Below are 24,166 nucleotides of genomic sequence, written 5' to 3'. Positions count from 1 at the left end.
GGGCATGTCCTTCCGGCTGCTGTTCACCGCCCGCGTCCTGTCGCTGCTCGGCGACGCCGCCGTGCCCGCCGCGCTCGCGCTCGCCGTGCTGCGGGCCACCGGCTCGACCGGCGCGCTCGCCCTCGTCCTCGCCGCCGCGATGACGCCCCGGCTGCTGCTCATGCCGCTCGGCGGGGTGCTCGCCGACCGGTTCAGCGCCCGCGCCGTCGCCCTGGCGACCGACGTCGCGGCCTGCGCCGCGCAGGCGTTCGCCGCCGTCGAGCTGCTCGGCGGCGAACCGCGCCTCTGGCACCTGGCGGCCGCGCAGTTCGCCGGAGGCGCCGCGTCGGCGTTCGGCACGCCCGCGATCTCCCCGCTGGTGGCCGCCGCCGTCCCGGCCGGACGCCTCCAGCGCGCCAACGCGCTGCTGTCCACGGCGGGCGGCGCGGCACGGCTGGCCGGTCCGGCGCTCGGCGGCGCCCTGGTGCTGACCGCCGGGCCCGGCTGGACGTTCCTGCTGGACTCGGCGACCTTCGCCGCGAGCGCGCTGCTGCTGCTCGGCGTACGGGTGCGGCACGTCCGGCCGCCCCGCCGCACCCTGCGCGCCGATCTCGCCGAAGGCTGGACGGAGGTGCGGAGCCGCGACTGGTACTGGACGAGCCTCGTCACGCATTCGCTGTGGAACTTCGCCAGCGCCGTGCTGATGACGCTCGGCCCGCTGATCGCGGTGCGCCGCCTCGGCGGGGAGGGCGCCTGGGTCGCGACGCTCCAGGCGGGCGCGGCCGGCCTCGTCGTCGGGTCGCTCGCCGCCGCGCGGCTGCGGCCCCGGCGGCCGGTGCTCGTCGCCAACGCCGGGCTGACGGTGTTCGCGCTGCCGCTGCTGGCGTTCGCCGTCCCGCTGCCCGCGCCGGTCGCGATCGGCTCGTACGGGCTGGCGATGATCGGGCTCGGCGTGCTGAACCCGATCTGGGAGACGCTCGTGCAGCGGTCGGTGCCGCCGGGCGTCCTGGCCCGGGTCACCTCCTACGACTTCCTGGCCTCGCTCGGCGCGATGCCGCTCGGCTACGCGCTGGCGCCGCTCGCGGCGGCGGCCTGGGGCGCGGGCGTCCCGCTGGCGGTCGCGGCGGCGCTCGTCGCCGGGTCGTGCCTCGGCGTGCTCGCGCTGCCCGGCGTCCGCACCTTCGCGGGGCCGCTCGAAGCCGCCGCGGAGGTGGACGCCGTGCCCGCCTAGACGCCGTGCCCGCCTAGTCGCGCGGGCCCTCGACCTCGGGGCGCGCCTCGCCGTCCGCCACCGGTTCCGGGCGGTGGCGGCGCGGCTCGTCCAGGCCGAGCACCGGCGGAACGTCCTCGACCTCCTCCAGCGGCGGGGTCGTCTCGGCGGCCCTGGCGAGGTCCTGCTCGGCCTTGGCGAGGCGCTCGCTGAGGTCGGTCCGCGGCTCGGCGGGCGCCGCGCCCGCCGCGCCGCCCGCGGCCCGCTCGAAGAACCGCAGGATCTCCACCGGCAGCGGCATGACGAGCGTGCTGTTCTTCTCCGCCGACACCTCCACGACCGTCTGGAGCAGGCGGAGCTGCAGCGCCGCCGGGTCCTGCGACATGATCTCGGCGGCCGCGGCGAGCCGCTTGGACGCCTGGAACTCGCCGTCGGCGGTGATGATGCGGGCGCGCCGCTCGCGCTCGGCCTCGGCCTGCCGGGCCATCGAGCGCTTCATGCCCTCGGGCAGCGAGACGTCCTTGACCTCCACCCGCTCGATGAGGATGCCCCACGGGTCGCGGGTGATCTCGTCGATGATCGTCCGCAGCCGGCCGTTGATCTTCTCGCGCTCGCCGAGCAGCTCCTGCATGTCGGCCTGGCCGATGGCCGACCGCAGCGACGTCTGCGCCACCTGCGAGATCGCGTAGCCGTAGTTCTGCACGTTGACGATCGCCTTGATCGGGTCGACGACCCGGAAGTACACGACCGCGTCCACCCGCACGCTCACGTTGTCCTGGGTGATGCCGTCCTGCGCCGGGACGCCCATGGTCACCGTCTGCTGGTTGACCTTCTGCATCCGGTCGATCCACGGCACGATCGCCGTCAGGCCGGGGGTGCGCACCGCGCCGGGCCGCAGCTGCCCGTTGCGCTGCACCTGCCCGAACCGGAACACGATCCCGTGCTCGAACTGCTGGACGACCCGGACCGACGAGGCCAGGCCGATCAGCCCGCCCACCACGACGATCACCAGGACGACCACGAGGAAGCCCACCATTACCGTCACCTCATTCCGTCGGGTTGTTGTACCCGCTCCCGGTGCGACGCTCTCCGGCGGAGGGCGGTTGCACGTTTCCCACCCAACTCCCCGGGCACGCCGGAGACAACGGCACGGGGGCGTTCCCGGAGGCGGCGAGGACCGTGTCAGGAATCACTTGCAGGAGAGCCGAAGCCCTCTGAAAGTCCTTGCTGAGCGAACGATATGGTCGATCAGGTGAGCGCGAGAGACACCGACTGGGACGGCGTACGCCTGCATGTGGTCACCGGCAAGGGCGGCACCGGCAAGACCACCGTCGCCGCCGCCCTCGCCCTGGCCCTCGCGGCGGGCGGGCGCAAGGTGCTCCTGGTGGAGGTCGAGGGGCGGCAGGGCATCGCCCAGCTCTTCGACGTGCCGCCGCTGCCCTACGAGGAGCGCCGCGTCGCGGTCGCGCCCGACGGCGGCGACGTGTACGCCCTGGCGGTGGACACCGAGGAGGCGCTCGTCGAGTACCTGGAGATGTTCTACAACCTCAAGCGGGCCGGCAAGGCGATGTCCAAGCTCGGCGTGGTCGACTTCGTCACCACCATCGCGCCGGGCCTCCGCGACGTCATCCTCACCGGCAAGACCAGCGAGGCCGTCCGCCGCCGCCGCAAGGACGGCGCGTTCGTCTACGACGCGGTCGTGATGGACGCCCCGCCGACCGGGCGCATCACCAAGTTCCTCAACGTCAACGACGAGGTGTCGGGGCTCGCCAAGGTCGGCCCGATCCGCAACCACGCCGACACCGTCATGAAGGTCGTGCGGAGCCCCGAGACGGCCGTGCACTTCGTGACGCTGCTGGAGGAGATGCCCGTCCAGGAGACCATGGACGGCATCCACGACCTCGGCCAGGTGGGCCTGCCCGTCGGCGGCGTCTTCGTGAACATGGAGCACGCGCCGCTGCTGCCGCCCGAGGACCTCGCGGCCGCCGCCCTCGGCGAGCTGGACACCGGCGAGATCGTGCAGGGCGTCAAGGCCGCCGGGCTGGAGGGCGACGCCGCCGAGATCGCCGGCGTGCTCGCCGCCGAGGGCACCGAGCACGCCCGCCGCACCGCGCTGCAGGCCCGCGAGAAGGAGCGCCTGGAGACGGTCGAGCAGCCCCGGTACGCGCTGCCGCTGCTGCCCGACGGCATGGACCTGGCCGGCCTGCACGAGCTGGCCCGCGCCCTCCGCGAGCAGGGAGCCGCCTGATGACCACCGCCCCGCCCGTCCTCGACGTCGACGCGCTGCTGGACGACCCCGGCACGCGGATCATCGTCTGCTGCGGCTCCGGCGGCGTCGGCAAGACCACCACCGCCGCCGCCCTCGGCGTGCGGGCCGCCGAGCGCGGCCGCGACGCGGTGGTCCTCACCGTCGACCCGGCCCGCCGGCTCGCGCAGTCCATGGGCCTGTCGGAGCTGGACAACAACCCGCGCCGCATCGAGGTCGGGGGCGACGGCGAGCTGCACGCCATGATGCTCGACATGAAGCGCACCTTCGACGAGATCGTCGAGGCGCACTCCGACCCCGAGCGGGCCCGGCAGATCCTCGCCAACCCCTTCTACCAGTCGCTGTCGTCCTCGCTGTCGGGGACGCAGGAGTACATGGCGATGGAGAAGCTCGGCCAGCTGCACCGCTCCGGCGCCTGGGACCTGATCATCGTGGACACCCCGCCGTCCCGGAACGCGCTGGACTTCCTGGACGCGCCCGAGCGGATGGGGCGGTTCCTGGACGGCCGGTTCATGAAGATCCTCGCGGCGCCGGCCAAGTCCGGCGGCCGCCTCGGCGTCAAGGTCATCTCCGCCGGGTTCGGGATGTTCACCGGCGTCATCAACAAGGTCCTCGGCGTGCAGCTCCTGCGCGACGTGCAGACGTTCGTCGCCGCCTTCGACACCATGTTCGGCGGCTTCCGCGAGCGCGCCGAGAAGACCTACCGGCTGCTCCAGACGCCGGGCACCGCGTTCCTCGTCGTCGCCGCCCCCGAGCCGGACGCGCTGCGCGAGGCGTCCTACTTCGTGGAGCGGCTCGCCCAGGAGGGCATGCCGCTCGCCGGCCTCGTCGTGAACCGCGTCCACGAGTGCGAGCCGTCGCTGTCGGCCGCGCGCGCGCAGGCCGCCGCCGAGAACCTTGAGGAGCGCGGCGAGCATCCGCTGACGTCCGCGCTGCTGCGCATGCACACCGACCGGATGCAGCTCGCGGCGCGCGAGGAGCGGCTGCGCGCGCGCTTCACGTCGGCGCATCCGAATGTTCCGGTCACCGCCGTCCCGGCGCAGGCCGAGGACGTGCACGATCTGGAGGGGCTGCGGCGCGTCGGCGAGGATCTGTCCCTCGGCGCCGCCCCCGCCGAACCCGCCGCCTGAGACCTCCGCTTTTCCCGCCTTTCCGGACGCTTTCCGGAAAGGCGGGCAGCGGGGCTGCGGTGATCACGTCGCCGGTCCGCTTTGGAACGCTCCAAGCTAAACATGAGAGCCATGGCCGGATGCGGCCAGTCCGGATTTCGGTCCAACCTGAACAGTGAATTAACGCGACCGAAACAAGGGAGAGCAGGCGCGCGGATACGGGCCGCACCGTTCCCGGTGCGGCCCGTATCGCCGCTTCACCTCGTCCGGGCCCCTGCCGGGCCCGGCCGGCCGCCCGCGGTCCGTCCCCCGCTCGCACAGGGGACCGGCGGGCGCCGCGGCGGCCTAGCTCGCGACGAGCTCTTCCTCGTCCACCTCGACGTCCGCGTCCACGTCCGCCGACCGCTCGTACTCTTCCTTGGCGGTCTCCAGCAGCTCGCGCCAGGACTGCACATCGGGCCGCCGCCGCAGCAGGGCCCGTCGCTCGCGCTCCGTCATCCCGCCCCAGACACCGAACTCGATCCGGTTGTCCAGCGCGTCGGCCAGGCACTCCGTGCGCACCGGGCAGCCGCGGCAGATGAGCTTGGCCCGGTTCTGCGCCGCTCCCTGCACGAACAGGGCGTCCGGATCCGCGTTACGGCAGGCGGCGCGGGCGGTCCAATCCGTGATCCACATCTTGGCCCCACTCCCCTAGGGTCTGTGTCGATTTGCGCTCCTTGGCCGGACGGGCGCGGACGTCAGGCCGCCAAACGAAAGCCGTGGGGAAGAACTTACGGAAGCGAGAGGCGATTCAACAGCCCCCCATGGGCCTATTCTCGATATAGCCCGGTGGGACCATGCCACGGGAACGGACTAGTCACCTCAACCGGGCGCGGCGCCTCGCATGTATTGGACGCCCCGTCTCGCGCACCGGTTGTCACCGCGACCGAAGATCATTCGAATCCGTTCCGGCGGCCCTTCCCGGAGTCCCTCCGGAGGCGTTCCCGGAGCGTCCCGCAGGTGAAGGCTCGCCCGGGTTCCGGCCAAAACAGCACGCCGCAGGGGGGACCTGTCCCGTATGCACTGCTCCTCCCGCGTACCCTAGGGCCCGTGCAGGATGCGAATGAGGGTCGGGGAAACGCCTTCTCCACGCTGTTCCGGCTGTTGGTGGCGGGGGTCGTTGCGGGCGTGCTGGTGGCCTTCATCGCCCTGCCCGGCATCGGGAGCGCGGGGCTGTCGGCGCGGAACGCCGCCAACGATTTCCAGGACATGGACAGCCGGCTGAAGACGGCGCCCCCGTCGGAGAAGACGGTGGTGACCGATGCCAAGGGCAAGCAGATCGCCACGTTCTTCGACCGCTACCGCGAGTCGGTGCGGCTCGACCAGGTCGCGCCGATCATGCAGCGGGCGATCGTCGACATCGAGGACTCGCGGTTCTACGAGCACGGCGCGCTGGACCTGAAGGGCACCATCCGCGCCCTCGCCAGCAACGTCGAGTCCGAGAACACCCAGGGCGGCTCGACGCTCACCCAGCAGTACGTCAAGAACATCCTGGTCGACGGCGCCAAGACCAAGGAGGAGTACGCCGAGGCGACCGCCCCGACGGTCGGGCGCAAGCTCACCGAGCTGCGCTACGCGCTCGACCTCGAGCAGCGGATGACCAAGGGCGAGATCCTCCAGGGCTACCTCAACATCGCCTACTTCGGCGCCGGCGCCTACGGCGTCCAGGCCGCGTCCAAGCGCTACTTCAGCAAGCCCGCCACCAAGCTGTCGCTGGGCGAGGCCGCGCTGCTCGCCGGCATCACCCAGAACCCCAACGCCTACGACCCGACGCGCAACCCCAACGACGCGCGCAAGCGCCGCGACGTCGTCCTGTACCGGATGGCGCAGCTCGGGCACATCTCCACGGCGCAGGCGGACGCCGAGGCGGCCAAGCCCATCAAGCTGAACCCGACCGAGCCGGCGGGCGGCTGCGAGAGCAGCGAGGCGTCGTACTTCTGCGAGTACGTCCGCTACGACATGCTGAACATCCTGTCCGACGGCAAGTACTGGTCGATGAAGCCGAAGGAGCAGCAGGCCGTTGTCAACAAGCTGAACCGCGGCGGCTACACCATCCGCACCACGCTCGACCAGACCGCCCAGCGCGCCACCGACAAGGCGCTCCGCGCCTACGTGTCGCCGACGGGCCACCGGGTCGCCGCCGAGGCGATGGTCGAGCCCGGCACCGGCTACGTCCGCGCGATCGGCCTCAGCAAGCGCTACGGGCCCGGCAAGGGCCGCACCACCCTGAACCTGGCGGCCGACAACCAGCACGGCGGCAGCGGCGGCGTGTCGGCCGGCTCCACCTTCAAGATCTTCACGCTGGCGGCGGCGCTGGACGAGGGCATCCCGGTCAGCACCACGATCAACTCGGGCAGCCGTACGACGGTGTCGGGGATGACCAACTGCAAGGGCCAGCCGGTCGCGCCGTTCAGCCCGAGCAACTCCGACCCCGCCGAGGCCGGCGGCTACGACCTGAAGACCGGCACCTGGCACTCGGTCAACACCTTCTACGCCCAGCTGGAGAAGCGCGTCGGGCTCTGCGACTCGATCCAGATGGCCAAGCGGTTCGGCATCAAGCGCGCCGACGGGCAGCCGTTCCTGGAGGTCCCCTCGCAGGTCCTCGGCACCAACGAGATCGACATGGTGCACCTGTCGGCCGCCTACGCCGGGTTCGCCGCGCGCGGCAAGTACTGCACGCCGGTGTCGATCCTCCAGGTGACCGACGCGACCGGCAAGCGCCTGGACGTCCCCAAGTCCAGCTGCAAGCAGGCGGTGGACGAGCCGGTCGCCGACAAGGTCAACCAGATCCTGGAGGGCGTCCTCACCAAGGGCACCGCCAAGCGGATCGGCAGCATCGGCCGCCCCGCCGCCGGCAAGACCGGCACCTGCGAGGAGCACACCTGCGCCCTGTTCGCCGGCATGACGCCGACGATGGCGGCCACCGTCGCCTACTGGGACCCGCGCGGCCCCTGGAAGTACCCGGTGAACGTGTTCGGCGCCGACCAGCCCGCCTCGATCTGGCAGCAGAGCCTGCAGGGCGCGCTGAAGGGCAAGCCGTCGCCGGGCTTCTCCACCCCGACCGAGGACTTCGGCGACGTCACCGAGGTCCCCGACGTCACCGGCCTGTCGGTCGGCGAGGCCACCGCCCGGCTGAAGGCCGCCGACCTCCAGGTGCGGGTGTCGCCGAAGCCGGTCTCCTCCGACAAGCCCAAGGACACGGTGGCGTCCACGTCGCCCGACGCCGGCACCGAGACCGAGCTCGGCACCACCGTGACCATCTACATGAGCAGCGGCCCGAAGCCGGACGGCGACGGCGGCGACGGCGGGGACGGCCGCGACGGCCGCGGCTTCCAGTGGCCGTTCTGACCCGCTGACGGCGCGCGAACGGCCCGGCACCCCGCGCGGGGTGCCGGGCCGTTCCGCGTCCTCCGGTCAGGCGCCGAGCTGCTTGCGCACCTCGGCGGCGACGCGCCCGCCCTCCGCGCGGCCGGCCACCTTCGGGTTCACGACCTTCATGACCTGCCCCATCGCGCGCGGGCCGGCGGCGCCGCTCTCGGCGATCGCGTCCGCGACGAGCGCGGCGAGCTCGGCGTCGCCGAGCTGCTTGGGCAGGTACTCCTCCAGCACCGCGTTCTCGTCGCGCTCGGCCTGCGCCTGCTCGGCGCGCCCGGCGTCGGCGAACGCCGTCGCGGCCTCCCGGCGCTTCTTGGCCTCGCGGCCGAGCACCTTGACGACGTCGTCGTCGCTCAGCGTGCGGGCCTGCCTGCCGGAGACCTCCTCGTTCTTGACCGCGGTGAGGGCCATCCGCAGGGTGCGGGTGCGCACCTCGTCGCGGGCCTTCATCGCGGTCGAAAGGTCGGTTTCCAGCTTCTCCTTCAGGGCACTCATGGTCACATCATGCCCGCACCGGCGGGCCCGGCTCACCGGGATTACCCGCGATTCGGCGGCGGCCCGGCCTTCTGGGACGATGGTGTCCTCGGGAAGGAGAACCGTGCGAAAGCTTCTCGCGGTGCCGCTCGGCCTCGCCGGCGCGGGCGCCGCCACGTTCGGGTACGCCTCGGTCATCGAGCGCAACTGGTTCCGGCTGCGCCGCTTCGAGGTGCCGGTGCTGGCCGCCGGCCGGCCGTCCATCAAGATCCTGCACCTGTCGGACGCGCACCTCACCCCGAACCGGGAGCGCCTCATCCACTGGGTGCGGTCGCTGGACGCGCTGGAGCCCGACCTGGTGGTCAACACCGGCGACGCGCTCGCGCACCGCGACTCCATCGGCCCGTTCCTCGACGCCCTCGGCCCCCTCCTGGACCGCCCGGGCGCCTTCGTGTTCGGCTCCAACGACCTGTACGCGCCGGTCTTCAAGAACCCGCTGCGCTACCTGTGGCGCACCAGCGGCAAGGACTACAAGCCGCGCCTGGACCGCGACCCCGACCTGCCCTGGCGCGAGCTCGGCTCGTCCCTGCAGGCCGCGGGCTGGCTCGACCTCAACAACAAGATCGGCCGCCTGAAGGTCGGCGCCCTCGACGTGGAGTTCGGCGGCATCGACGACTCCCACATCGGCCGCGACCGCTACGACCGCATCGCCGGCCCCGTCGACCCGCAGGCCGACGTCCACCTCGGCGTCATGCACTCCCCCGAGCCCCGCAACATGGACCGCTTCGCCGCCGACGGCTACGACCTGCTCCTCGCCGGCCACACCCACGGCGGCCAGGTCTGCGTCCCCTTCTACGGCGCCCTCGCCACCAACTGCGGCATCGACCGGCCGCGCGTCAAGGGCCTGCACCGCCACAAGGGCTCCTGGCTGCACGTCTCGGCGGGCCTCGGCACGTCCCCGACGGCCCCGTTCCGCTTCTGCTGCCCCCCGGAGGCGTCCCTGCTCACCCTCGTCCCGCGCCCCTGACGGGACGCCCGGACCGTGCCGGTCCGATAACGGGACGCACCACTCCCCGGCATCCGCTAAAGTAGTCCACGGCGCCGGGAGAGACGTACGACTCCCGGGCAGCCACCAACCGGGGTGTAGCGCAGCTTGGCAGCGCGCTTCGTTCGGGACGAAGAGGTCGTGGGTTCAAATCCCGCCACCCCGACAGGTTGAGCAGCAGATCAGAGGCCCTTTCCTCGCACAGAGGCAAGGGCCTCTGTGCGTTCCTGCGTCACTGATGCGTCATGACCACACCCCTCGGGCACCACACCCCTCGGTGCGACGCCGCGCTGTACCGCTCGGGCACCGCGCCGCGCGGCACCGAGCGGTACCCACCCCCCGTTCCACCCTCAGCGCATCGCCCACCCCCTGGCCAGGCCCGCCCGCCGATAGCCGTCCCGCCATCCCCTCACCACCTCACCCTCGACAATGACCGCCCGGTCATCACTCGTTGAGATGCGGCGTGTTGGCCATTTTCGATCTTCCAAGTGCCCAACACGCCGCATCTCAACTTCGCGTGACCAGCCGGTCATCGCCGGGGCCGGGCGTGGGCGGACGTACCGCTGCGTCCGCCGGCGCGCCTTGGCGCGTTCGGGCTGCGCCTACCGCCCTGCGGCCGGTTGCCGGCACGCGCTCACACGATCCTGGGCCGCCGGGCGCGGGCGTGGTCGCGGGCGGCGAGCAGGAGGTCCGCCGGGGAGGCCAGGGCGTCCGTGATCGTCTCGACGGCGGTGTCGAGATCGTGGCAGCGGGCGAGGGGCACGCCGACGCTCGCCCAGAACCACCAGGCTCCGGCGCGGTCGGGGGCGGCGACGACGTGGATCCCGACGCGGGGAGTCGCGGGGTCCCAGAGGCGCAGGGCGGGCAGGCCGTCCGTCCCGGTCGCGGCGAACGGCCGCCGCGCGCGGACGAGCGCGGAGGCGAGGCCGGCGAGGTGATCGAGGTCGTTCATCCGCGCCTCCTGGCCTGCAGTTCGGCGCGCCGCTCGGCGACGCGGGCCAGGAGTTCCTCGGGTGTGCGGCCCTCGACGAGGCACCCCCATGCGCCCCAGGGCACGAAGGCCCAGTAGCGCCCGGTCCAGGCACCCCACCAGATCTTCAGGCCGTAATGCTCCTGGACGCGGGCCGCGATGTCGCGCTGCTCGGTGCTGTCGTAGGGGCCGGTCGCGCCGTCCATCAGGCCGCGACCAGACGGGCGCCGTGCAACCGCGCGGCGAGGCGACGCCACCAGGGCGAGCGGCGGCCCCGGGATGCCGCACGCCGCACCGGCGCCACGGGACGCGCGGGACGACCGGTCGCCCCGGCCGCCACGGACCGGGGAACGGTGGTGCGGACGGGCGGCGACGCGGCGGCGATACCGCGCCCGAGACCCTCCGCGTCGTCCGCCTCGACGAGCCGGTCGCCGGCGTAGGCCCACAACGCCCCGGTGTACTCGCCGTACCAGAGCACGACGCCGGGATGGGCATCGCGAAGCCCGGCGAGCACGGCGTCAATGTCGATGTCCCCGAGCCCGGTGAAGGGCGCGGCGATATTCTGCGGCACGGATCGGACCTCCATCCGATCAAGGCCCTGCGCACGCCTCCGGTGCTGCAACACCGGGGAACCGACGTGCGCAGGGCCGCTTCTTTTTGGACCGCGCTGCGCCGGGGCGCCCACAGGCAGCCGAGGTGATCGCGCGACAGGTGGCCTCAACTCCACCTGACCGACAGGATGACTCGAACTAGTGCCAGCATCCAGCACTTGTTAATAACAACGGTGACCCAAAGTGGCCACATCATTACCGTGTGATCACGGCCATAATCCGTTTCATGCCCATCGAGCACGGCCCCACCAGCCGACACAGGCGGCTCGCAGCGGAACTCCGCCGCCTGCGCGAGCAGACCACCGGCCTCGCGCCCGAGGCCGCCGCCGGCGCGATCGGATGGAGTCGAACGAAGCTCGTCCGCATCGAGACCGCGACGATCATGCCGAGCGTCGAGGACGTCGGGAAGATCCTGGCGACCTACGGCGCGCCCGACGAGGCGATCAAACTGGCGCTGGTCAAGCTCGCTCGCGATGTCCGCAGCGGTCAGCGTGGATGGTGGGCGGCATACGGCGACGTCCTCGCCGGTTCGTACGCCGAGCTGGAGGACGCCGCCGACATCATTCGAAGCTGGCAGATCCAGCTCGTGCCCGGTCTGCTCCAGACCGAGGACTACGCTCGCGCCATCATGGCGGCCGGACACGACGACCCGGACGACATCGACCGGCGCGTCCAGGCCCGCATGACGCGCAGAACCCTCCTCACCCGGCAGAACGCTCCCCGGTTGGACGTCGTCCTCGCCGAGGAGGTCCTTCATCGTCCCGTCGGCGGTCCGGCCATCATGGCGGACCAGCTTTGCGCCCTGCTCGCAGCAGGTCGGCGCCCGAACGTCTGTATCCGGGTCGTGCCGACCGCCGCAGGACAGTACCCGGCGATCGGTGCGGGCGCGATGATCCTGTTCGAGTTCTCCGCCGCTGTCGAGCTGGATACCGCTTATGTGGAGACTCCGGCAGGATCGATGTACATCGAAGACATCGCCCAGGTACGGCGTTGTAACGTGACCTTTGATCGCATCGCGAGTGCCGCGCTGTCCGTGAAGGAGTCGGCAGCCCTTATCGACGCCGTAGCCAAGGAGTATCGAAATGCGTAGCTTCCCTGTCGCCCCGGCCTCGGCTGCATGGCGGAAGAGCAGCCACTCGGCAGAGGGCAATGACGCCTGCGTCGAAGTCGCGCCGATCGCTCCCGTGATCGCGGTCCGCGACAGCGTCGATCCGACCGGTCCCGCGCTCGCCTTCTCGCCCGCGGTCTGGAACGCCTTCACCGCACGCGTCCGGACCATCGAGAACGCCTGACCGCAAACGAAAACGGCGAACCCCGGCACGCCGCAGCCGGGGTCCTGCCCCTCTCACGCCGGGCGTGCTAGACGCCGACCGCCTCCGAAACCCTTACCGACCGGTCTCCCCGTCACTTCAGGCTGGAGCGCAGGGCTCGCATCGAGTACACACGCACGCTGCCGTCAGCGTTGCCGCTGCTTCCCCAGCCACTGCCGGCGGCGATATTCCAACGCCGTTGCCGTCGCATCTGCTCGGCGAACGTCCGTAGTTCGCGTATCTCGCAGCCGCAGTCGAGGTGCACCTTGATACCGATCCACGTTCCGGTCGTCTTGCCCCCGAACTCGTCGGTCTCCCAGCGGACCTGGTGCTCGTGCTCTTCGAGACCGGTCCGCTCGTTGTCGTGGACGATGCCGAGCGCTTTGGCGTAGGCGTCGAGGTCGTCGATGGCGAACAGGTCGGTCCGCCACTTGCCGGGCCACGCCGCGAAGAGTCGTGAATCTCCGCTGAGGGCTCGCCGGTAGCTGCCCGCGCCTCCGCCCTGGGTGACGGTGCCGTCTTATGGACCTCCACGTAGCACGTCGTCTGTGCCGTGTAGGGGAAGTCCCTCCCTGCGTCGCTCGCCTTTCTCAGATTCATTCCGCTCCTATCTTTCGTGCCGACATGTCGATGCCGACGTCCCGCCGATACAGCACTGATGAGACGCGCCTGGTGAACCAGGGTTTTACAGCCGTGGGTGCAGTCCGGCTGGAAGAGGTTGCGGTGTCTTGGGCGGGCGGGGCGGGTGGAATCTTGCGGGTGCGGGGGTGGTTGGGGTGGGTGTGAAGAGGATCGGGTTTCTTTCGTTCGGGCATTGGAGTGACGGCACCGGGTCGCGGACGCGGTCGGCGGCGGATGCGCTGTTGCAGTCGGTCGATCTCGCGGTGGCGGCCGAGGAGCTCGGCGCCGACGGCGCCTACTTCCGGGTGCATCACTTCGCCAGGCAGCTGGCCTCGCCGTTCCCGCTGCTCGCGGCGATCGGCGCGAAGACGTCGCGCATCGAGATCGGCACGGGCGTGATCGACATGCGGTACGAGAACCCGATGTACTTCGCCGAGGACGCCGGCGCCGCCGACCTGATCTCCGGCGGGCGGCTGCAGCTCGGCATCAGCCGGGGATCGCCCGAGCAGGTCGTCGACGGGTGGCGGTACTTCGGGTACGAGCCGTCGGAGGGCGACACCGAGGCCGACATGGCGCGCAAGCACACCGAGGTGCTGCTCACGGTGCTGCGGGGACGGGGGTTCGCCGAGCCGAACCCGCGGCCGATGTTCCCGAATCCGCCTGGGCTGCTGCGTGTTGAGCCGCACTCCGAGGGGTTGCTCGACCGCATCTGGTGGGGGTCGGGCTCCAACGCCACCGCCGTGTGGGCGGCCGAGCTGGGTATGAACCTGCAGAGTTCCACGCTCAAGAACGACGAGACGGGCGAGCCGCTGCACGTGCAGCAGCGCAAGCAGATCGAGGCGTACCGGCAGGCGTGGAAGGACGCCGGGCACGAGCGGGAGCCGCGGGTGTCGGTCAGCCGGAGCATTTTCGCCCTGACCAGCGACCTGGACCGTGCCTACTTCGGGCGCAGCGCCGACTCGGGCGACCAGATCGGGATGATCGACGAGAGCACCCGGGCGATCTTCGGGCGCTCGTACGCGGCCGAGCCGGACGTGCTGGTGAAGCAGCTCGCCGAGGACGAGGCCGTCCAGGCCGCCGACACCCTGCTGCTCACCGTCCCCAACCAGCTCGGGGTCGACTACAACGCCCACGTTCTGGAGAGCATCCTGACCCACGTGGCGCCCGAACTCGGCTGGCGCTGACGGCCGTTCACCGGCGTGGGCGGGCTATTCGGGGGTCCAGTCGTACTGGTCGGGGTCGGTGGGGCGGAGGCCCTCGGGGCCGTCGCGGCCGAGGCGGAGGAAGCGGATGACGCGGACGGTGCGGAAGTGGCGGCCGTCCGCGTGGAAGTCGGGGCCGGGGGCGTCGCGGATCGCGGCGGCGGCCCCGGCCCAGCGCTCGCGCTCGTCGGGGGTCGGGGGGTCGCCCTGGAACTCGCGGAGGCGGGGCAGGACCTCGGTGAAGTAGCCGGCGAGGGCGTCGCGGGCGAGGCCCGGGCCCTCGCCGCTGGTGAACGGCTTCCAGCTGCCCGGGGCGAGGACTTCGACGACCGTGAAGTCGGGCGGGAGGACGACGATGCCGGGGCAGGCCGTGACGGCGTGGCGGGCGTCGAGCTCGACGTCCTCGGGGAGCAGGCCGGGGATCGGCCGGTAGCCGGCCAGGTTGAGGCGGAGCTGCGCGTCCCACTGGCCGCAGGGGGCGGTCGGGTCGATGGGGTGGTCGTGCAGGAGGCGCGCCTCGTCGGGCGGGTCGGTGTCGGTGGCGCGGGGCGGTTCCATCCCCTTGTCGCGGTGGATGAGGGTGACCCGCTCGATCCGGATGCGCCGGTAGCGGCGGTCGCCGATCTCCCATTCGCCCTTGCCGGACGGCCTGCCGTCCTCGGGGTCCAGCTTCCGCGCGACGGCGTTCAGCCCGGCGGCCGTCCTGGGGTCGGGCTCCTCGCGGGCGGAGAGCCGCAGGTGGGCGGCCAGGGAGATGCCCGTGCCCTGCGGGTCGTTGCAGCCGACGTGGCCGATCCGCCACTCGCCGCCGGTCTGGATCGCGAAGCCGAAGTCCGGCTTGTCGGCCGGGAACAGCTTCGAGAACGCCCGCATCCGCTCGCCCAGTTCGGCGTCGCGGGCCGCGGCCACCGGGTCGAGGTCGGCGGCCACCTGGATGTGGTCGAAGCCTTTCATCAACGGAAAGCCCATACGCGCGATCCTCGCCGCAGGGGCGTCCGGACGGTGGGGCAACGGCGGATCGCGGGGGTGCGTCACGCCTTGCCGGGAAGTGGCCGGTTGCGGACGGGCGGGGGCCATCGCACAAGATCAAGAGGGGTCGGCGGGGGGAGGTAGGGAGTTCGCGGGGAGAAGATAGGGACTCGGGAAGGTTGTCCTGACCTGGGACTTACTGGATGATCCCTGGGGATGTCGCAGCCAGGGTTTGTCGCCAGGAGGATGGTCCGGGACCGGGCCGTGGTGCTCGCCGCGTGCGCGACGGTGCTGTTCGCGGCGACGGTGCTGGCCGCGCTGGTCGGGTACAGCGGGTCGGTGACGCGGGACGGGCTGCGGCGGACGCTGGAGCGGTCCGACTTCGACCGGGTGGGGACGCGGGTGACCGCGACCGTGCCGGGCGGCGGGTGGGACGCGGCGCAGGGCAAGGTGCGGGCGCTGCTGAAGCCGGTGTACCGGGACGTGCCGCTGTCGATCTCGGCGAGCGCGCGGAGCGACTCGTACGCCCTGCCGGGCGGGGGGAGCAAGCCCGATCTGACGGTCTTCGCCACCTACGGGGGGATCGAAGCTCACGCGCGGCTGGTGGCGGGGAGCTGGCCTGCGGCGGGCGCCGATGTGCAGGCGGTGGTGCCGTCGGGCGCCGCCAAGGCGCTCAAGCTGGGCGTCGGGGACACGCTGACGCTGCGGGGGCGGGTCGACCGGTCGTCCGTGGTGAAGGTGCGGGTCAGCGGGATCTTCTCGGCGCGGTCCGACGACTACTTCTGGCGGGACGACCGGCTCGCCGTCGAGGGCGTCGAGCGGCTCGGGTACACGACGTACGGGCCGCTGGTGGTGCGGCCGGAGGTGTTCGCGCGGCGGTTCACGGCGGCGCCGGTCGAGGTGCGCTGGAAGGTGCTGCCCGATCTCGGGCGGATCGACGCGGGCGGGCTGACGGCGCTCGGGCGGCGCGCGGCGGCCGTCCAGGACCCCGACTACCGGACGGTGACGGGGCTGCCCGACCAGACCGAGCAGCTCGGGCGGGCGGTGCTCGTCGCGCGGTCCACGATGCTGATGCCGGTGCTGCAGCTCATGCTGCTCGCCGGGTACGCGCTGGTGCTGGTGGCGCGGCTGCTCGCCGACCACCGGCGGGCGGAGGTGGCGCTGCTGCGGACGCGCGGCGCGTCGCTCCGGCAGATCGGCGGGCTGACGCTGGCGGAGGGGCTGCTGATCGCGGCGCCGGGCGCGCTGTTCGGGCCGCTGCTCGCGGGTCCGCTGCTGGCGCTGGCGGGGCGGACGCCCGCGGTGCGGGCGGCGGGGCTGCGGCTGGACGCCGGGCCGCTCGGGCCGCTGTGGGTCGTTTCGGTGGCGGCGGCGGTGGTCTGCGCGCTGCTGCTGGCCGGGCCGACGCTGAACGGGGCGTCGCGGACGTTCGTGGAGGCGCAGAGCGGGATCGGGCGGCCGCGGCGCGGGGCGCTGCGCGGCACCGGCGCCGATCTGGCGCTGCTGGTCGTGGCGGGGATCGGGGTGTGGCAGCTCACCCGGTACGGGGGCGCGGCGACGGGGTCGATCGACCCGCTGATCGTGTCGGCGCCCGCGCTCGCGCTGCTCGCGGGCGGGACGCTGCTGCTGCGGCTGGTCCCGGCGACGTCGCGGCTCGTGGAGCTCGCGACGGCGCGCGGGCGGGGGCTCGCGGCGGCGCTCGGCGCGCGGCAGGTCGGGCGGCGCCGGCTGCGCTACACCGGGCCCGCCCTGCTGCTGATCATGGCGATGGCGGTCGGGGTGCTGTCGGTGACGACGATGGCGACCTGGCGGTCGTCGCAGCTCGACCAGGCCGATTTCCAGGCGGGCACGGACCTGCGGGTCGCGGTGCCCGACGAGGGCGGAGCCGGGGCGGCGTCCGCGTCGCGGTACGCGACGCTGCCGGGAGTCACGGGGCTCGCCGGGGTGTACCGGCAGGACGTGGAGGTCGGTACCGACACCGCGGCGCTGCTCGCGGTGGACGCCCGGCGGCTCGCGCCGCTGCTCCGCGTCCGGCCGTCGCTGGAGCGCGACCTGCGGCTCGGCGAGCTGCCTGACTCCCAGCGGGCCGCGCTGGCCGTGGTGCCGGGGCGGCCCCGCGAGCTGCGCTTCGACGTGCGGGCGGCGGGGAAGGCCGGCGGGCCGATCGCGGTGTGGGCGACGATGGTCGACGGTCGCGGGCACACGTTCCGCGCCGACCTGAAGGGCATCCGCGCGGACGGGCGGACGCGGACGGTGGCGGTGCCGGTGGCGGCCGGGACGGCGTTCCCGCTGGCGCTGCGCGGGATGCACTTCCCCTACGACGACAACGCGCCGAACGACGGGACGATCACCCTGGAGGTGACGGCGCTGCGCGGCGACGGCGGCGCGGCGAGGCCGCCCGCGGGGGCGGGCCAGGACGTGTTCGTGGACAACACGGGACTGTGGGAGACGCAGCCGCCGAAGCCCGTGTGGGAGCGGTCGCTGCCCGCGGGCGACGTGCTGCGGATGCGGATCCCGGCGGTGGGGCAGCGCAGGCAGGAGAGCTGGGCGGCGACGACGGGCGCGACGGCGCACGCGATGCTGACCACGGCCGCGCCGCCCGCCCACGCGGAGGCCGGGTCGGTGTCGACGCCGGCGCCGGTGGCGGGCGTCGTGACCGCCGGGCTCGCTGAGCGGGCGCGGGTGAAGCGGGGCGGAACGGTGACGGTCGGCACCGCGTACGGGTCGCAGCCGGTGCGGGTCGTCGGGGTGGTGCCGGCGCTGCCGGGGGTCGCGGGGCGGCTCGGGGTGCTGGTGGACCTGCCGGCGCTCGCCGACCACCGCGCCGCGGTCGCGGCGGCCGATCCGGGCACGACGCGCGTCACCGAGTGGTGGATGGCGGCGGCGGGCGGCCGGACGGGCCCGGCGGCGGCCGCGGTCGCGGCGGACCGCTCGCGCGGCGAGGTGCTCGCGGACCGGGCGGCGCTCCGGCACGAGCTGCGGGACGCGCCGCTCGGCGTGGCGCTGCAGGGCGCGCTGATCCTGGGGTTCGTGGCGGCGCTGGCGTTCGCGGTGGTGGCGTTCACGGTGAACGCGACGGTGGCGGTGCAGGAGCGGGGGCGGGAGTTCACCGTGCTGCGGGCGCTCGGCGTGCGGCCGGGGCAGGTGGCCGGGATGCTCGCGGTCGAGCAGGCGTTCCTGGTCGGTGTCGGGGTGCTCGGCGGGCTGCTGCTCGGGCTGGTGGTGGCGTGGCTGGACGTGCCGCACATCGTGCTGACGGTGCAGGCGGGCGAGCCGTACCCGCCGGCCGACCTGATCGTGCCGTGGCCGCTGGTGGCGGCGATGGCGGCGGGCGTGACGGCGGTGCTGGCGCTGGTGCTGGCCCCGCTGATCGCGGCCCTGCGCCGCCGCGGCCTCGGCGCCGACCTGCGGGAAGGGGACGCGCTGTGAGCCGGCGGTCGGGTACCGCGAGCGGCCGCGCAAAGCGGCCGTCGCCGAGCGGAGGCGAGGCCATGAGCACCGCGAGCGGGCGCGCGTCGTCTGGACTGAGGAGCGTGGGCGGCCGCGCGTCGTCTGGACTGACGAGCGCAGGGAGCCTGCGACCGGAGCGAGGAGGGAAGACGGCGCGTGAAGCGGCCGCCCGCCGCCGAGCGGAGGCGAGGCAGATGAGCACCGCGAGCCTGCGACTGGAGCGACGAGGGAAGACGGCGCGTGAAGCGCCCGCGCCGAGCGGAGCGAGGCCATGAGTACGAGCGACGGCCGCGCGGTGGCTGGACTGAGGAGCGCCGGGAGCGAAGCGACCAGAGCGACGAGGGAAGCCGCCGCGCAAAGCGGCCGTCGCCGCCGAGCGGAGCGAGGCCATGGGTAGAGCGAGCGGGCGCGCGTCGTCTGGACTGAGGAGCGTAGGGAGCCTGCGACTGGAGCGACGAGGGAAGACGGCGCGTGAAGCGCCCGCTCGCCGCCGAGCGGAGCGAGGCCATGGGTAGAGCGCAGTGGGCTCCGGTGGTGGGGTTGGCGGTGGCGGCGTTCGTGGCGGCGCTGGCGGCGGTGCTGGTGCCGGCGGCGCTGGAGGACGGGTACGACCGGGCGGCCGTGGCGGCGGTGCGGGGCACCGACGTCGTGGTGACCGGCAACGCCGAGTCGCGGACGGGGCGGACGGTGATACCGGACGAGCGGACGCTCGACGCGCGGACGCGCGTGTGGCGGGGGGCGCTGCCGCGGACGCTCGCCTCGGTGGTCGGGGCGCCGGAGGCGGCGGTGACGACGGGCCGGTTCGGGGTCGCGGGCGAGTTCTCCAAGCCGCGGCTGGCGCAGCTGGAGTGGTCGCCGGACGCCGCGCGGCGCGTGCGGTTCGTGGCGGGCGGGCCGGCGGCGTCGCGGGACGGGCTGCCGCAGGTGGCGATGTCGGCGGCGGACGCGGCGGCGTTCGGGTACCGGGTCGGGTCGACGCTGGAGGTGGCCGAGGAGAAGCCGCCGCTCGGGCAGCCGCCGGTGGCGCAGCGGGTGCGGGTGTCGGGGCTGTACGCGCCGGTGGACGCGAGGGATCCGTTCTGGGCGGTGAACGGCGGGCTGCTGAAGGCGCAGCAGGTGGTCTTCGACCGGGAGGGGACGCTGGCCGACCGGATCGGGCTGCTGATGGACGCGGGCGCCTACCGGGCGTTCACCGCCGGCGTGAACCACGCGCTCGTCTACTCGTGGCGGTTCCCGGCGCGGCCGGGCGAGGTGACGAACGACCGGGCGGCGCGGCTGCCGGGTGACGTGCAGGCGTTCCGGACGGCGGTGGCGGGGCAGGCGGGCGGGCTCCAGGTGGTGACGGTGCTGGACGAGCGCGTCGCGGCGCATCTGGCGCAGTTGCGGACGGCGAAGGTGCTGATCGGCCTGGTCACCGGCGGCCTGGTGGCGCTCGGCGCGGGTGCGGGGCTGCTCGTGGCGGGGCTGCTGGCGGACCGGTTGCGGCCGTCGCTGGCGCTGATGCGGGCGCGGGGCGCGTCGCTGCGGCAGCTCGCGGTGCCGTCGGCGGGCCTCGCGGCGCTCGGCGTGGTGCCGGGCGCGGCGGCGGGGCTGCTGGTCGGCACGGCGGTCGCGGGGACGCTGCCAGGTGCGGCGGTGCCGCTCGTCGTGGCGGTGGCGGCGCTGGTGGTGGCGCTGCCGCCGGTGCTGGCGGTCCGCGCGAACGGCGGGCGGCCGGCGCCGCCCCGGCGGGCGGAGGACACGGCGCGGCCGTCGCGGCGGCGGCTGGTGCTGGAGGCGCTGGTCGCGGTGCTGGCGGTGGCCGCGGCGGTGGTGGCGCGGCAGCGCGGCGCGGCCGGGCAGGCCGAGCTCGGCGCCGATCCGCTGGTGTCGGCGATGCCGGTGCTGCTCGCGGTCGCGGCGGGGCTGGTCGTGCTGCACGTCTACCCGTTCCCGCTGCGGCTGCTGGCGCGGGCGCTGCGGCGCGGCCGGTCGGCGGTCGCGTTCCTCGGGGTGGCGCGGGCCGCGCGCGGCGGCCTGGTGTCGGCGCTGCCGCTGGTGGTGCTGCTCCTCGCGGCGGCGCTCGCGGGGTTCACCGCGAGCGTCCGGCTGGCGCTCGGCGAGGGCCAGGAGCGCGCCGCGTGGCAGAAGGTCGGCGCGGACGCGGTGGTCGCGGCGGACGGCCTGGACCTGCACGCCGTCGACCGCGTCAAGAGGGTGCCGGGGGTCACGGACGCGATCGGCGCGCAGGTCGTCGCGAACGCCAACCTGAAGACCCGGGCGAGCTTCACGTCGGGCGCGCAGGTCACCGTCGTGCAGGTCGATCTGGCCGCCTACCGGCGCCTCGCGGGCGGTGCGCGCGAGTTCGTCCCGGTGGGCGGGGCCAAGGGCGGCGCGCTCGCGACGCCCGCGGCGCTGCGGGACGCCGGCGGCGGGGGCGGCCCGTACGTGCTGAGCCAGCAGGACGCGGTGACGGTGGACCTGGCGACGGTGACGCCCGCCCGTGGTTTCCCGGGGCAGCCGCCGGGCGACCCGCTGGTGATCGTGCCGTACGGGACGCTGGAGTCGTCGCGGACGATCGCCGGGCAGGCGCCGCCGACGATGGTGCTGGCCGCGGGCGAGCACGTCGACGGGCGGGCGCTCCGCGCGGCGGCGGCGGAGGTGACGCCGGAGTGGGCGCGGGCGACGCTGACGGTGCGGACCCGCGCGGACGCTCACCGGGAGCTGGCGGCGCTGCCGCTGATCGCGGTGGTGCACGACGCGTTCCGCGACGGGGTGGTCGCTGCGGCGCTTTGCGGGATCCTCACGGTCGGGCTGATGCTGGTGGTGGGGGCTCGTGCGCGCGCACGGTCGGTGGCGCATCTGCAAGTGCTCGGGTTCGGGCGGCGGGGGCGGCGCGCCCTCGCCGTCATGGAGGTCGCGCCGGTGCTGCTGGTGGCGGCGGTGGCGGGCTGGGCGCTCGGCGTCCTGCTGCCGGTGATCGCCGGGCCGCTGGTGGACCTGCGGCCCTACACGGCCGGGTTCACGGTGCCGGCGTTCGCGGTGGACCCGGTGGCGTCGGCGGTGCTCGGCGGCGCGCTGCTGCTGGCGGCCGCGGCGGCCGTCGCGGTGGACGCCGCCTTCGACGCCCGCGACAGGCTGGGCGCCGTGCTGAGAACGGAGGACGAGGGGTGACCGAACCGTCGATGGGGCAGGCCGAGGCCGAGCCCGACCTCGCCGAGCTGGAGCGGCGCGCGACCGCGTCCGGCCCGGCGTACGGGGAGGGCGCGCACATCGTCTGCGACGGCCTGGTGCGCATCTACAAGACCGAGGGCGTCGAGGTCGTCGCGCTGCAGGGCCTGGACCTGCTGGTGGAGCCGGGCGAGCTCGTCGCGATCGTCGGCGCGTCGGGGTCGGGCAAGTCGACGCTGCTGAACATCCTGTCGGGGCTGGACGTGCCGACGGCGGGGGTGGCGCGGGTGGCGGGCGCCGACCTCTTGACGATGGGCGCGAAGGAGCGGCTGCGGTTCCGCCGCGAGCAGGTCGGGTTCGTGTGGCAGCAGACGGCCCGCAACCTGCTGCCGTACCTGACGGCGGGGCAGAACGTGGAGCTGCCGATGCGGCTCGCGGGCCGCAAGGGGCGGCGGGAGCGCGCCGCCGAGCTGCTGGACGTGCTCGGCGTCGCCGATCTCGCGGGGCGGCGCCCGGCGGAGCTGTCGGGCGGGCAGCAGCAGCGCGTCGCGATCGCGGTGGCGGTCGCGAACCGGCCGCAGGTGGTGCTGGCGGACGAGCCGACCGGGGAGCTGGACAGCGCGACGGCGGGCGAGGTGTTCGACGCGCTGCGGCACGTCAACCGGGAGCTCGGCACCACCACGGTGATCGTCACGCACGACGCGCAGGTCGCCGAGCAGGTGGACCGGACGGTCGCGATCCGCGACGGCCGCACGGCGAGCGAGATCCGCCGGGCCGAGCGGGACGGGGCGCGGGTGAGCACCGAGTACGCGGTGCTGGACCGGTCGGGGCGGGTGCAGCTGCCGCGCGACTTCACCGGGCCGCTCGGGATGCGCGACCGGGTCCGGCTGACCCTGGACACCGACCATGTGGGCGTCTGGCCGGACCGCCCCGAGCGGGAGGAGCGGCCGTGAGCGAGCCGATCGTCGTGGTGGAGGGGGTCGCGAAGACCTACCGGACCGGGCGGGTGGAGGTGCGGGCGCTCCGCGGGGTGTCGTTCGAGCTGCCGGCGGGCGAGCTGGTGACGCTGCGGGGCCGGTCGGGGGCGGGCAAGACGACGCTGCTGAACCTGCTCGGCGGCCTGGAGCGGGCGGACGCCGGGACGGTGCGGGTCGCGGGCCGGGAGGTGACGTCGCTCGGCGAGGGCGGGCTCGCCGAGCTGCGCCGGGACGTCATCGGTTACGTGTTCCAGTCGCACGGGCTGCTGCCGGTGCTGTCGGCGGCGGAGAACGTCGAGGTGCCGCTCCGGCTGGCGCGGGCGGCGCCCGCCGAGCGGGCGGAGCGGGTGCGGACGCTGCTCGCGCTCGTCGGGCTGTCCGATCATGCCGGGCAGCGGCCGCACGAGCTGTCGGGCGGGCAGCGGCAGCGCGTCGCGATCGCGCGGGCGCTCGCGAACCGGCCGCGGCTGGTGCTGGCGGACGAGCCGACGGGGCAGCTGGACTCCGAGACCGCCGCGGCGATCATGCCGCTGCTGCGGGCGGTGGCGCGCAGCGAGGGCGTCACGGTGCTCACCGCGACCCACGACCAGGTCCTGCTCGGACTCTCGGACCGCGTCCTGACCCTGCACGACGGCCTCCTCACGACCTCGGCGCCGTCCCCCGCCGGATGAGCGCCCCCAGGGCCAGGCCGATGAGGAGGGCGGCGCCGTGGATGTTCTGGGCGGCGGCGAGCAGGGCGCCCGCCGCCGCGACGACGATCGTGGTGGCGCGGCCGGCGCGGCCGCCGGCGCGGGCCAGCAGGGGGACGGTGACGGCGAGGCCGGCGACCGCGAGCGGGAAGACGGTTCCGCCGAGCGTGCCGATCATCAGCCAGGCCCAGGCGGCGACCACGGCGGGGCCGGCGGGCGGGAGGTCGGCCTCGCGGCGCCACAGCGCGACGGCGACGCCGCCCGCGAGGCCGCAGATCGCGATCGAGTTGCCGCCGCCGGTCGGCTGCCAGGCGTAGCCGGCGAGCTCGGCGAGCAGGCCCGTCCCGAAGTACTGGAGGAGCCAGCGGGGGCGCGTCAGGACCTGCTCGGCGGCGGCGCCGACGAGCAGCAGGAACGTCAGGTTGACGGCGGCGCCCGCCGCACCGCCGTCCTGGACGAGCAGGGCGGTGAAGGTCCGCCACCAGTCGCCGTGCAGCCCGGCGGGGGCGCGTTCCAGGCGTTCCAGCAGGCCGGGGTGGGCGAGCTGGGCGGCGTTGACGGAGGCGGTGGCCGCGAACACGAGCGCCGTCAGCAGGGGCGGGCGCCGTCGGGTCGTCTGCATGCTCTGACTCTCGCGGAAGAGCGGCGGCGCGGGCAGAGCCGTCCGTACGGACGCGGGCGGTACGGATGTCACGGGGCGCCGCCCCCGGAGAGCGCTCC

Annotated in this window: 21 protein-coding genes and 1 tRNA gene; 14 read left to right on the top strand and 8 right to left on the bottom strand. The window is 74.0% G+C overall.

Translation table 11 applies throughout. From position 1 onward, the window contains the following. Positions 1-4: 4 nt before the first annotated feature. Positions 5-1,210 carry an MFS transporter gene (locus K1Y72_RS10965; RefSeq protein WP_220165756.1) on the top strand — a complete coding sequence of 402 codons (1,206 nt, stop codon included), beginning with the start codon at positions 5-7 and terminating at the stop codon, positions 1,208-1,210. 13 nt (positions 1,211-1,223) lie between these two features. Here K1Y72_RS10965 and K1Y72_RS10960 read toward each other — a convergent pair whose 3' ends face one another. Continuing rightward, positions 1,224-2,225, bottom strand: a complete 1,002-nt coding sequence (locus K1Y72_RS10960) for a slipin family protein (RefSeq protein ID WP_258572276.1) — start codon at positions 2,223-2,225, stop codon at positions 1,224-1,226. A 216-nt stretch (positions 2,226-2,441) separates the two neighbouring features. On the opposite strand from K1Y72_RS10960, the gene bagA reads away from it, so the two are divergent. Together bagA and bagB are read left to right on the top strand one after the other, a co-directional pair. Further along, the gene (gene bagA, locus K1Y72_RS10955) at positions 2,442-3,437 is read left to right on the top strand and encodes an ATPase BagA (RefSeq protein ID WP_308287003.1); all 996 of its coding nucleotides are present in this window, start codon (positions 2,442-2,444) and stop codon (positions 3,435-3,437) included. Next, a complete protein-coding gene (gene bagB / locus K1Y72_RS10950) occupies positions 3,437-4,585 on the top strand; it encodes an ATPase BagB (protein ID WP_220165754.1) in 1,149 nt (382 codons plus the stop codon). Before bagA ends, bagB begins: the two co-directional genes overlap by 1 nt. Before the next feature lie 324 nt (positions 4,586-4,909). On the opposite strand, the gene K1Y72_RS10945 is transcribed toward bagB, so the two are convergent. Then, the gene (locus K1Y72_RS10945; RefSeq protein ID WP_220165753.1) at positions 4,910-5,239 is read right to left on the bottom strand and encodes a WhiB family transcriptional regulator; all 330 of its coding nucleotides are present in this window, start codon (positions 5,237-5,239) and stop codon (positions 4,910-4,912) included. 471 nt (positions 5,240-5,710) lie between these two features. On the opposite strand from K1Y72_RS10945, the gene K1Y72_RS10940 reads away from it, so the two are divergent. Then, positions 5,711-7,951 (top strand): penicillin-binding protein, encoded by a 2,241-nt coding sequence (locus K1Y72_RS10940; RefSeq protein WP_220165752.1) that lies wholly within the window; start codon positions 5,711-5,713, stop codon positions 7,949-7,951. A 66-nt stretch (positions 7,952-8,017) separates the two neighbouring features. Here the strand turns inward: K1Y72_RS10940 and K1Y72_RS10935 are convergent, their stop codons facing one another. Further along, positions 8,018-8,473, bottom strand: coding sequence for a GatB/YqeY domain-containing protein (locus K1Y72_RS10935; RefSeq protein ID WP_220165751.1), 456 nt, complete (start codon positions 8,471-8,473; stop codon positions 8,018-8,020). A gap of 79 nt (positions 8,474-8,552) precedes the next feature. Between K1Y72_RS10935 and K1Y72_RS10930 the strand changes: the two genes are divergently transcribed. Continuing rightward, entirely contained in the window at positions 8,553-9,479 is a 927-nt protein-coding gene (locus tag K1Y72_RS10930; RefSeq protein WP_220165749.1) for a metallophosphoesterase, read from the top strand. Between the two features lie 110 nt (positions 9,480-9,589). Next, positions 9,590-9,663, top strand: a tRNA-Pro gene (locus tag K1Y72_RS10925). 468 nt (positions 9,664-10,131) lie between these two features. On the opposite strand, the gene K1Y72_RS10920 is transcribed toward K1Y72_RS10925, so the two are convergent. From K1Y72_RS10920 to K1Y72_RS10910, 3 genes are read right to left on the bottom strand one after another with little or no spacing between them, the layout of a single operon-like run. Beyond that, entirely contained in the window at positions 10,132-10,449 is a 318-nt protein-coding gene (locus tag K1Y72_RS10920) for a hypothetical protein (RefSeq protein ID WP_220165747.1), read from the bottom strand. Continuing rightward, positions 10,446-10,673 carry a hypothetical protein gene (locus tag K1Y72_RS10915; protein ID WP_220165745.1) on the bottom strand — a complete coding sequence of 76 codons (228 nt, stop codon included), beginning with the start codon at positions 10,671-10,673 and terminating at the stop codon, positions 10,446-10,448. Before K1Y72_RS10915 ends, K1Y72_RS10920 begins: the two co-directional genes overlap by 4 nt. Then, positions 10,673-11,038 (bottom strand): hypothetical protein, encoded by a 366-nt coding sequence (locus K1Y72_RS10910; RefSeq protein ID WP_220165743.1) that lies wholly within the window; start codon positions 11,036-11,038, stop codon positions 10,673-10,675. Before K1Y72_RS10910 ends, K1Y72_RS10915 begins: the two co-directional genes overlap by 1 nt. Before the next feature lie 266 nt (positions 11,039-11,304). Between K1Y72_RS10910 and K1Y72_RS10905 the strand changes: the two genes are divergently transcribed. From K1Y72_RS10905 to K1Y72_RS10895, 4 genes are all read left to right on the top strand, one after another. Further along, positions 11,305-12,168: a helix-turn-helix domain-containing protein gene (locus K1Y72_RS10905; protein ID WP_220165741.1), complete on the top strand. Its 864-nt coding sequence runs from the start codon at positions 11,305-11,307 to the stop codon at positions 12,166-12,168. Beyond that, complete coding sequence (locus tag K1Y72_RS10900) at positions 12,161-12,370, top strand: DUF397 domain-containing protein (protein WP_220165739.1); 210 nt, start codon at positions 12,161-12,163, stop codon at positions 12,368-12,370. Before K1Y72_RS10905 ends, K1Y72_RS10900 begins: the two co-directional genes overlap by 8 nt. 352 nt (positions 12,371-12,722) lie before the next feature. Then, positions 12,723-12,848, top strand: coding sequence for a hypothetical protein (locus tag K1Y72_RS36180; RefSeq protein WP_258572275.1), 126 nt, complete (start codon positions 12,723-12,725; stop codon positions 12,846-12,848). Positions 12,849-13,170: 322 nt separating this feature from the next. After that, positions 13,171-14,193, top strand: a complete 1,023-nt coding sequence (locus tag K1Y72_RS10895) for an LLM class flavin-dependent oxidoreductase (protein ID WP_220165737.1) — start codon at positions 13,171-13,173, stop codon at positions 14,191-14,193. Positions 14,194-14,217: 24 nt separating this feature from the next. Here the strand turns inward: K1Y72_RS10895 and K1Y72_RS10890 are convergent, their stop codons facing one another. Beyond that, positions 14,218-15,180, bottom strand: a complete 963-nt coding sequence (locus K1Y72_RS10890) for a DUF5954 family protein (protein WP_220165735.1) — start codon at positions 15,178-15,180, stop codon at positions 14,218-14,220. 246 nt (positions 15,181-15,426) lie between these two features. Between K1Y72_RS10890 and K1Y72_RS10885 the strand changes: the two genes are divergently transcribed. The 4 genes from K1Y72_RS10885 (at position 15,427) to K1Y72_RS10870 (ending at position 23,428) form a co-directional block, all read left to right on the top strand. Continuing rightward, complete coding sequence (locus K1Y72_RS10885) at positions 15,427-18,609, top strand: FtsX-like permease family protein (protein WP_220165733.1); 3,183 nt, start codon at positions 15,427-15,429, stop codon at positions 18,607-18,609. A gap of 492 nt (positions 18,610-19,101) precedes the next feature. Continuing rightward, positions 19,102-21,783 (top strand): FtsX-like permease family protein, encoded by a 2,682-nt coding sequence (locus tag K1Y72_RS10880; protein WP_220165731.1) that lies wholly within the window; start codon positions 19,102-19,104, stop codon positions 21,781-21,783. Further along, positions 21,780-22,733 carry an ABC transporter ATP-binding protein gene (locus tag K1Y72_RS10875; protein WP_308287002.1) on the top strand — a complete coding sequence of 318 codons (954 nt, stop codon included), beginning with the start codon at positions 21,780-21,782 and terminating at the stop codon, positions 22,731-22,733. Before K1Y72_RS10880 ends, K1Y72_RS10875 begins: the two co-directional genes overlap by 4 nt. Continuing rightward, complete coding sequence (locus K1Y72_RS10870; RefSeq protein ID WP_308287001.1) at positions 22,730-23,428, top strand: ABC transporter ATP-binding protein; 699 nt, start codon at positions 22,730-22,732, stop codon at positions 23,426-23,428. Before K1Y72_RS10875 ends, K1Y72_RS10870 begins: the two co-directional genes overlap by 4 nt. Here K1Y72_RS10870 and K1Y72_RS10865 read toward each other — a convergent pair. Next, positions 23,397-24,068, bottom strand: a complete 672-nt coding sequence (locus K1Y72_RS10865; RefSeq protein WP_220165729.1) for a rhomboid family intramembrane serine protease — start codon at positions 24,066-24,068, stop codon at positions 23,397-23,399. The two genes, K1Y72_RS10870 and K1Y72_RS10865, sit on opposite strands and share 32 nt — an antisense overlap. Positions 24,069-24,166: the final 98 nt, after the last annotated feature.

It is taken from the genome of Actinomadura parmotrematis, from assembly GCF_019458805.1.
GTDB classification, from domain to species: Bacteria; Actinomycetota; Actinomycetes; order Streptosporangiales; family Streptosporangiaceae; genus Spirillospora; species Spirillospora parmotrematis.
This window is presented reverse-complemented; position numbering and strand designations above follow the sequence as displayed.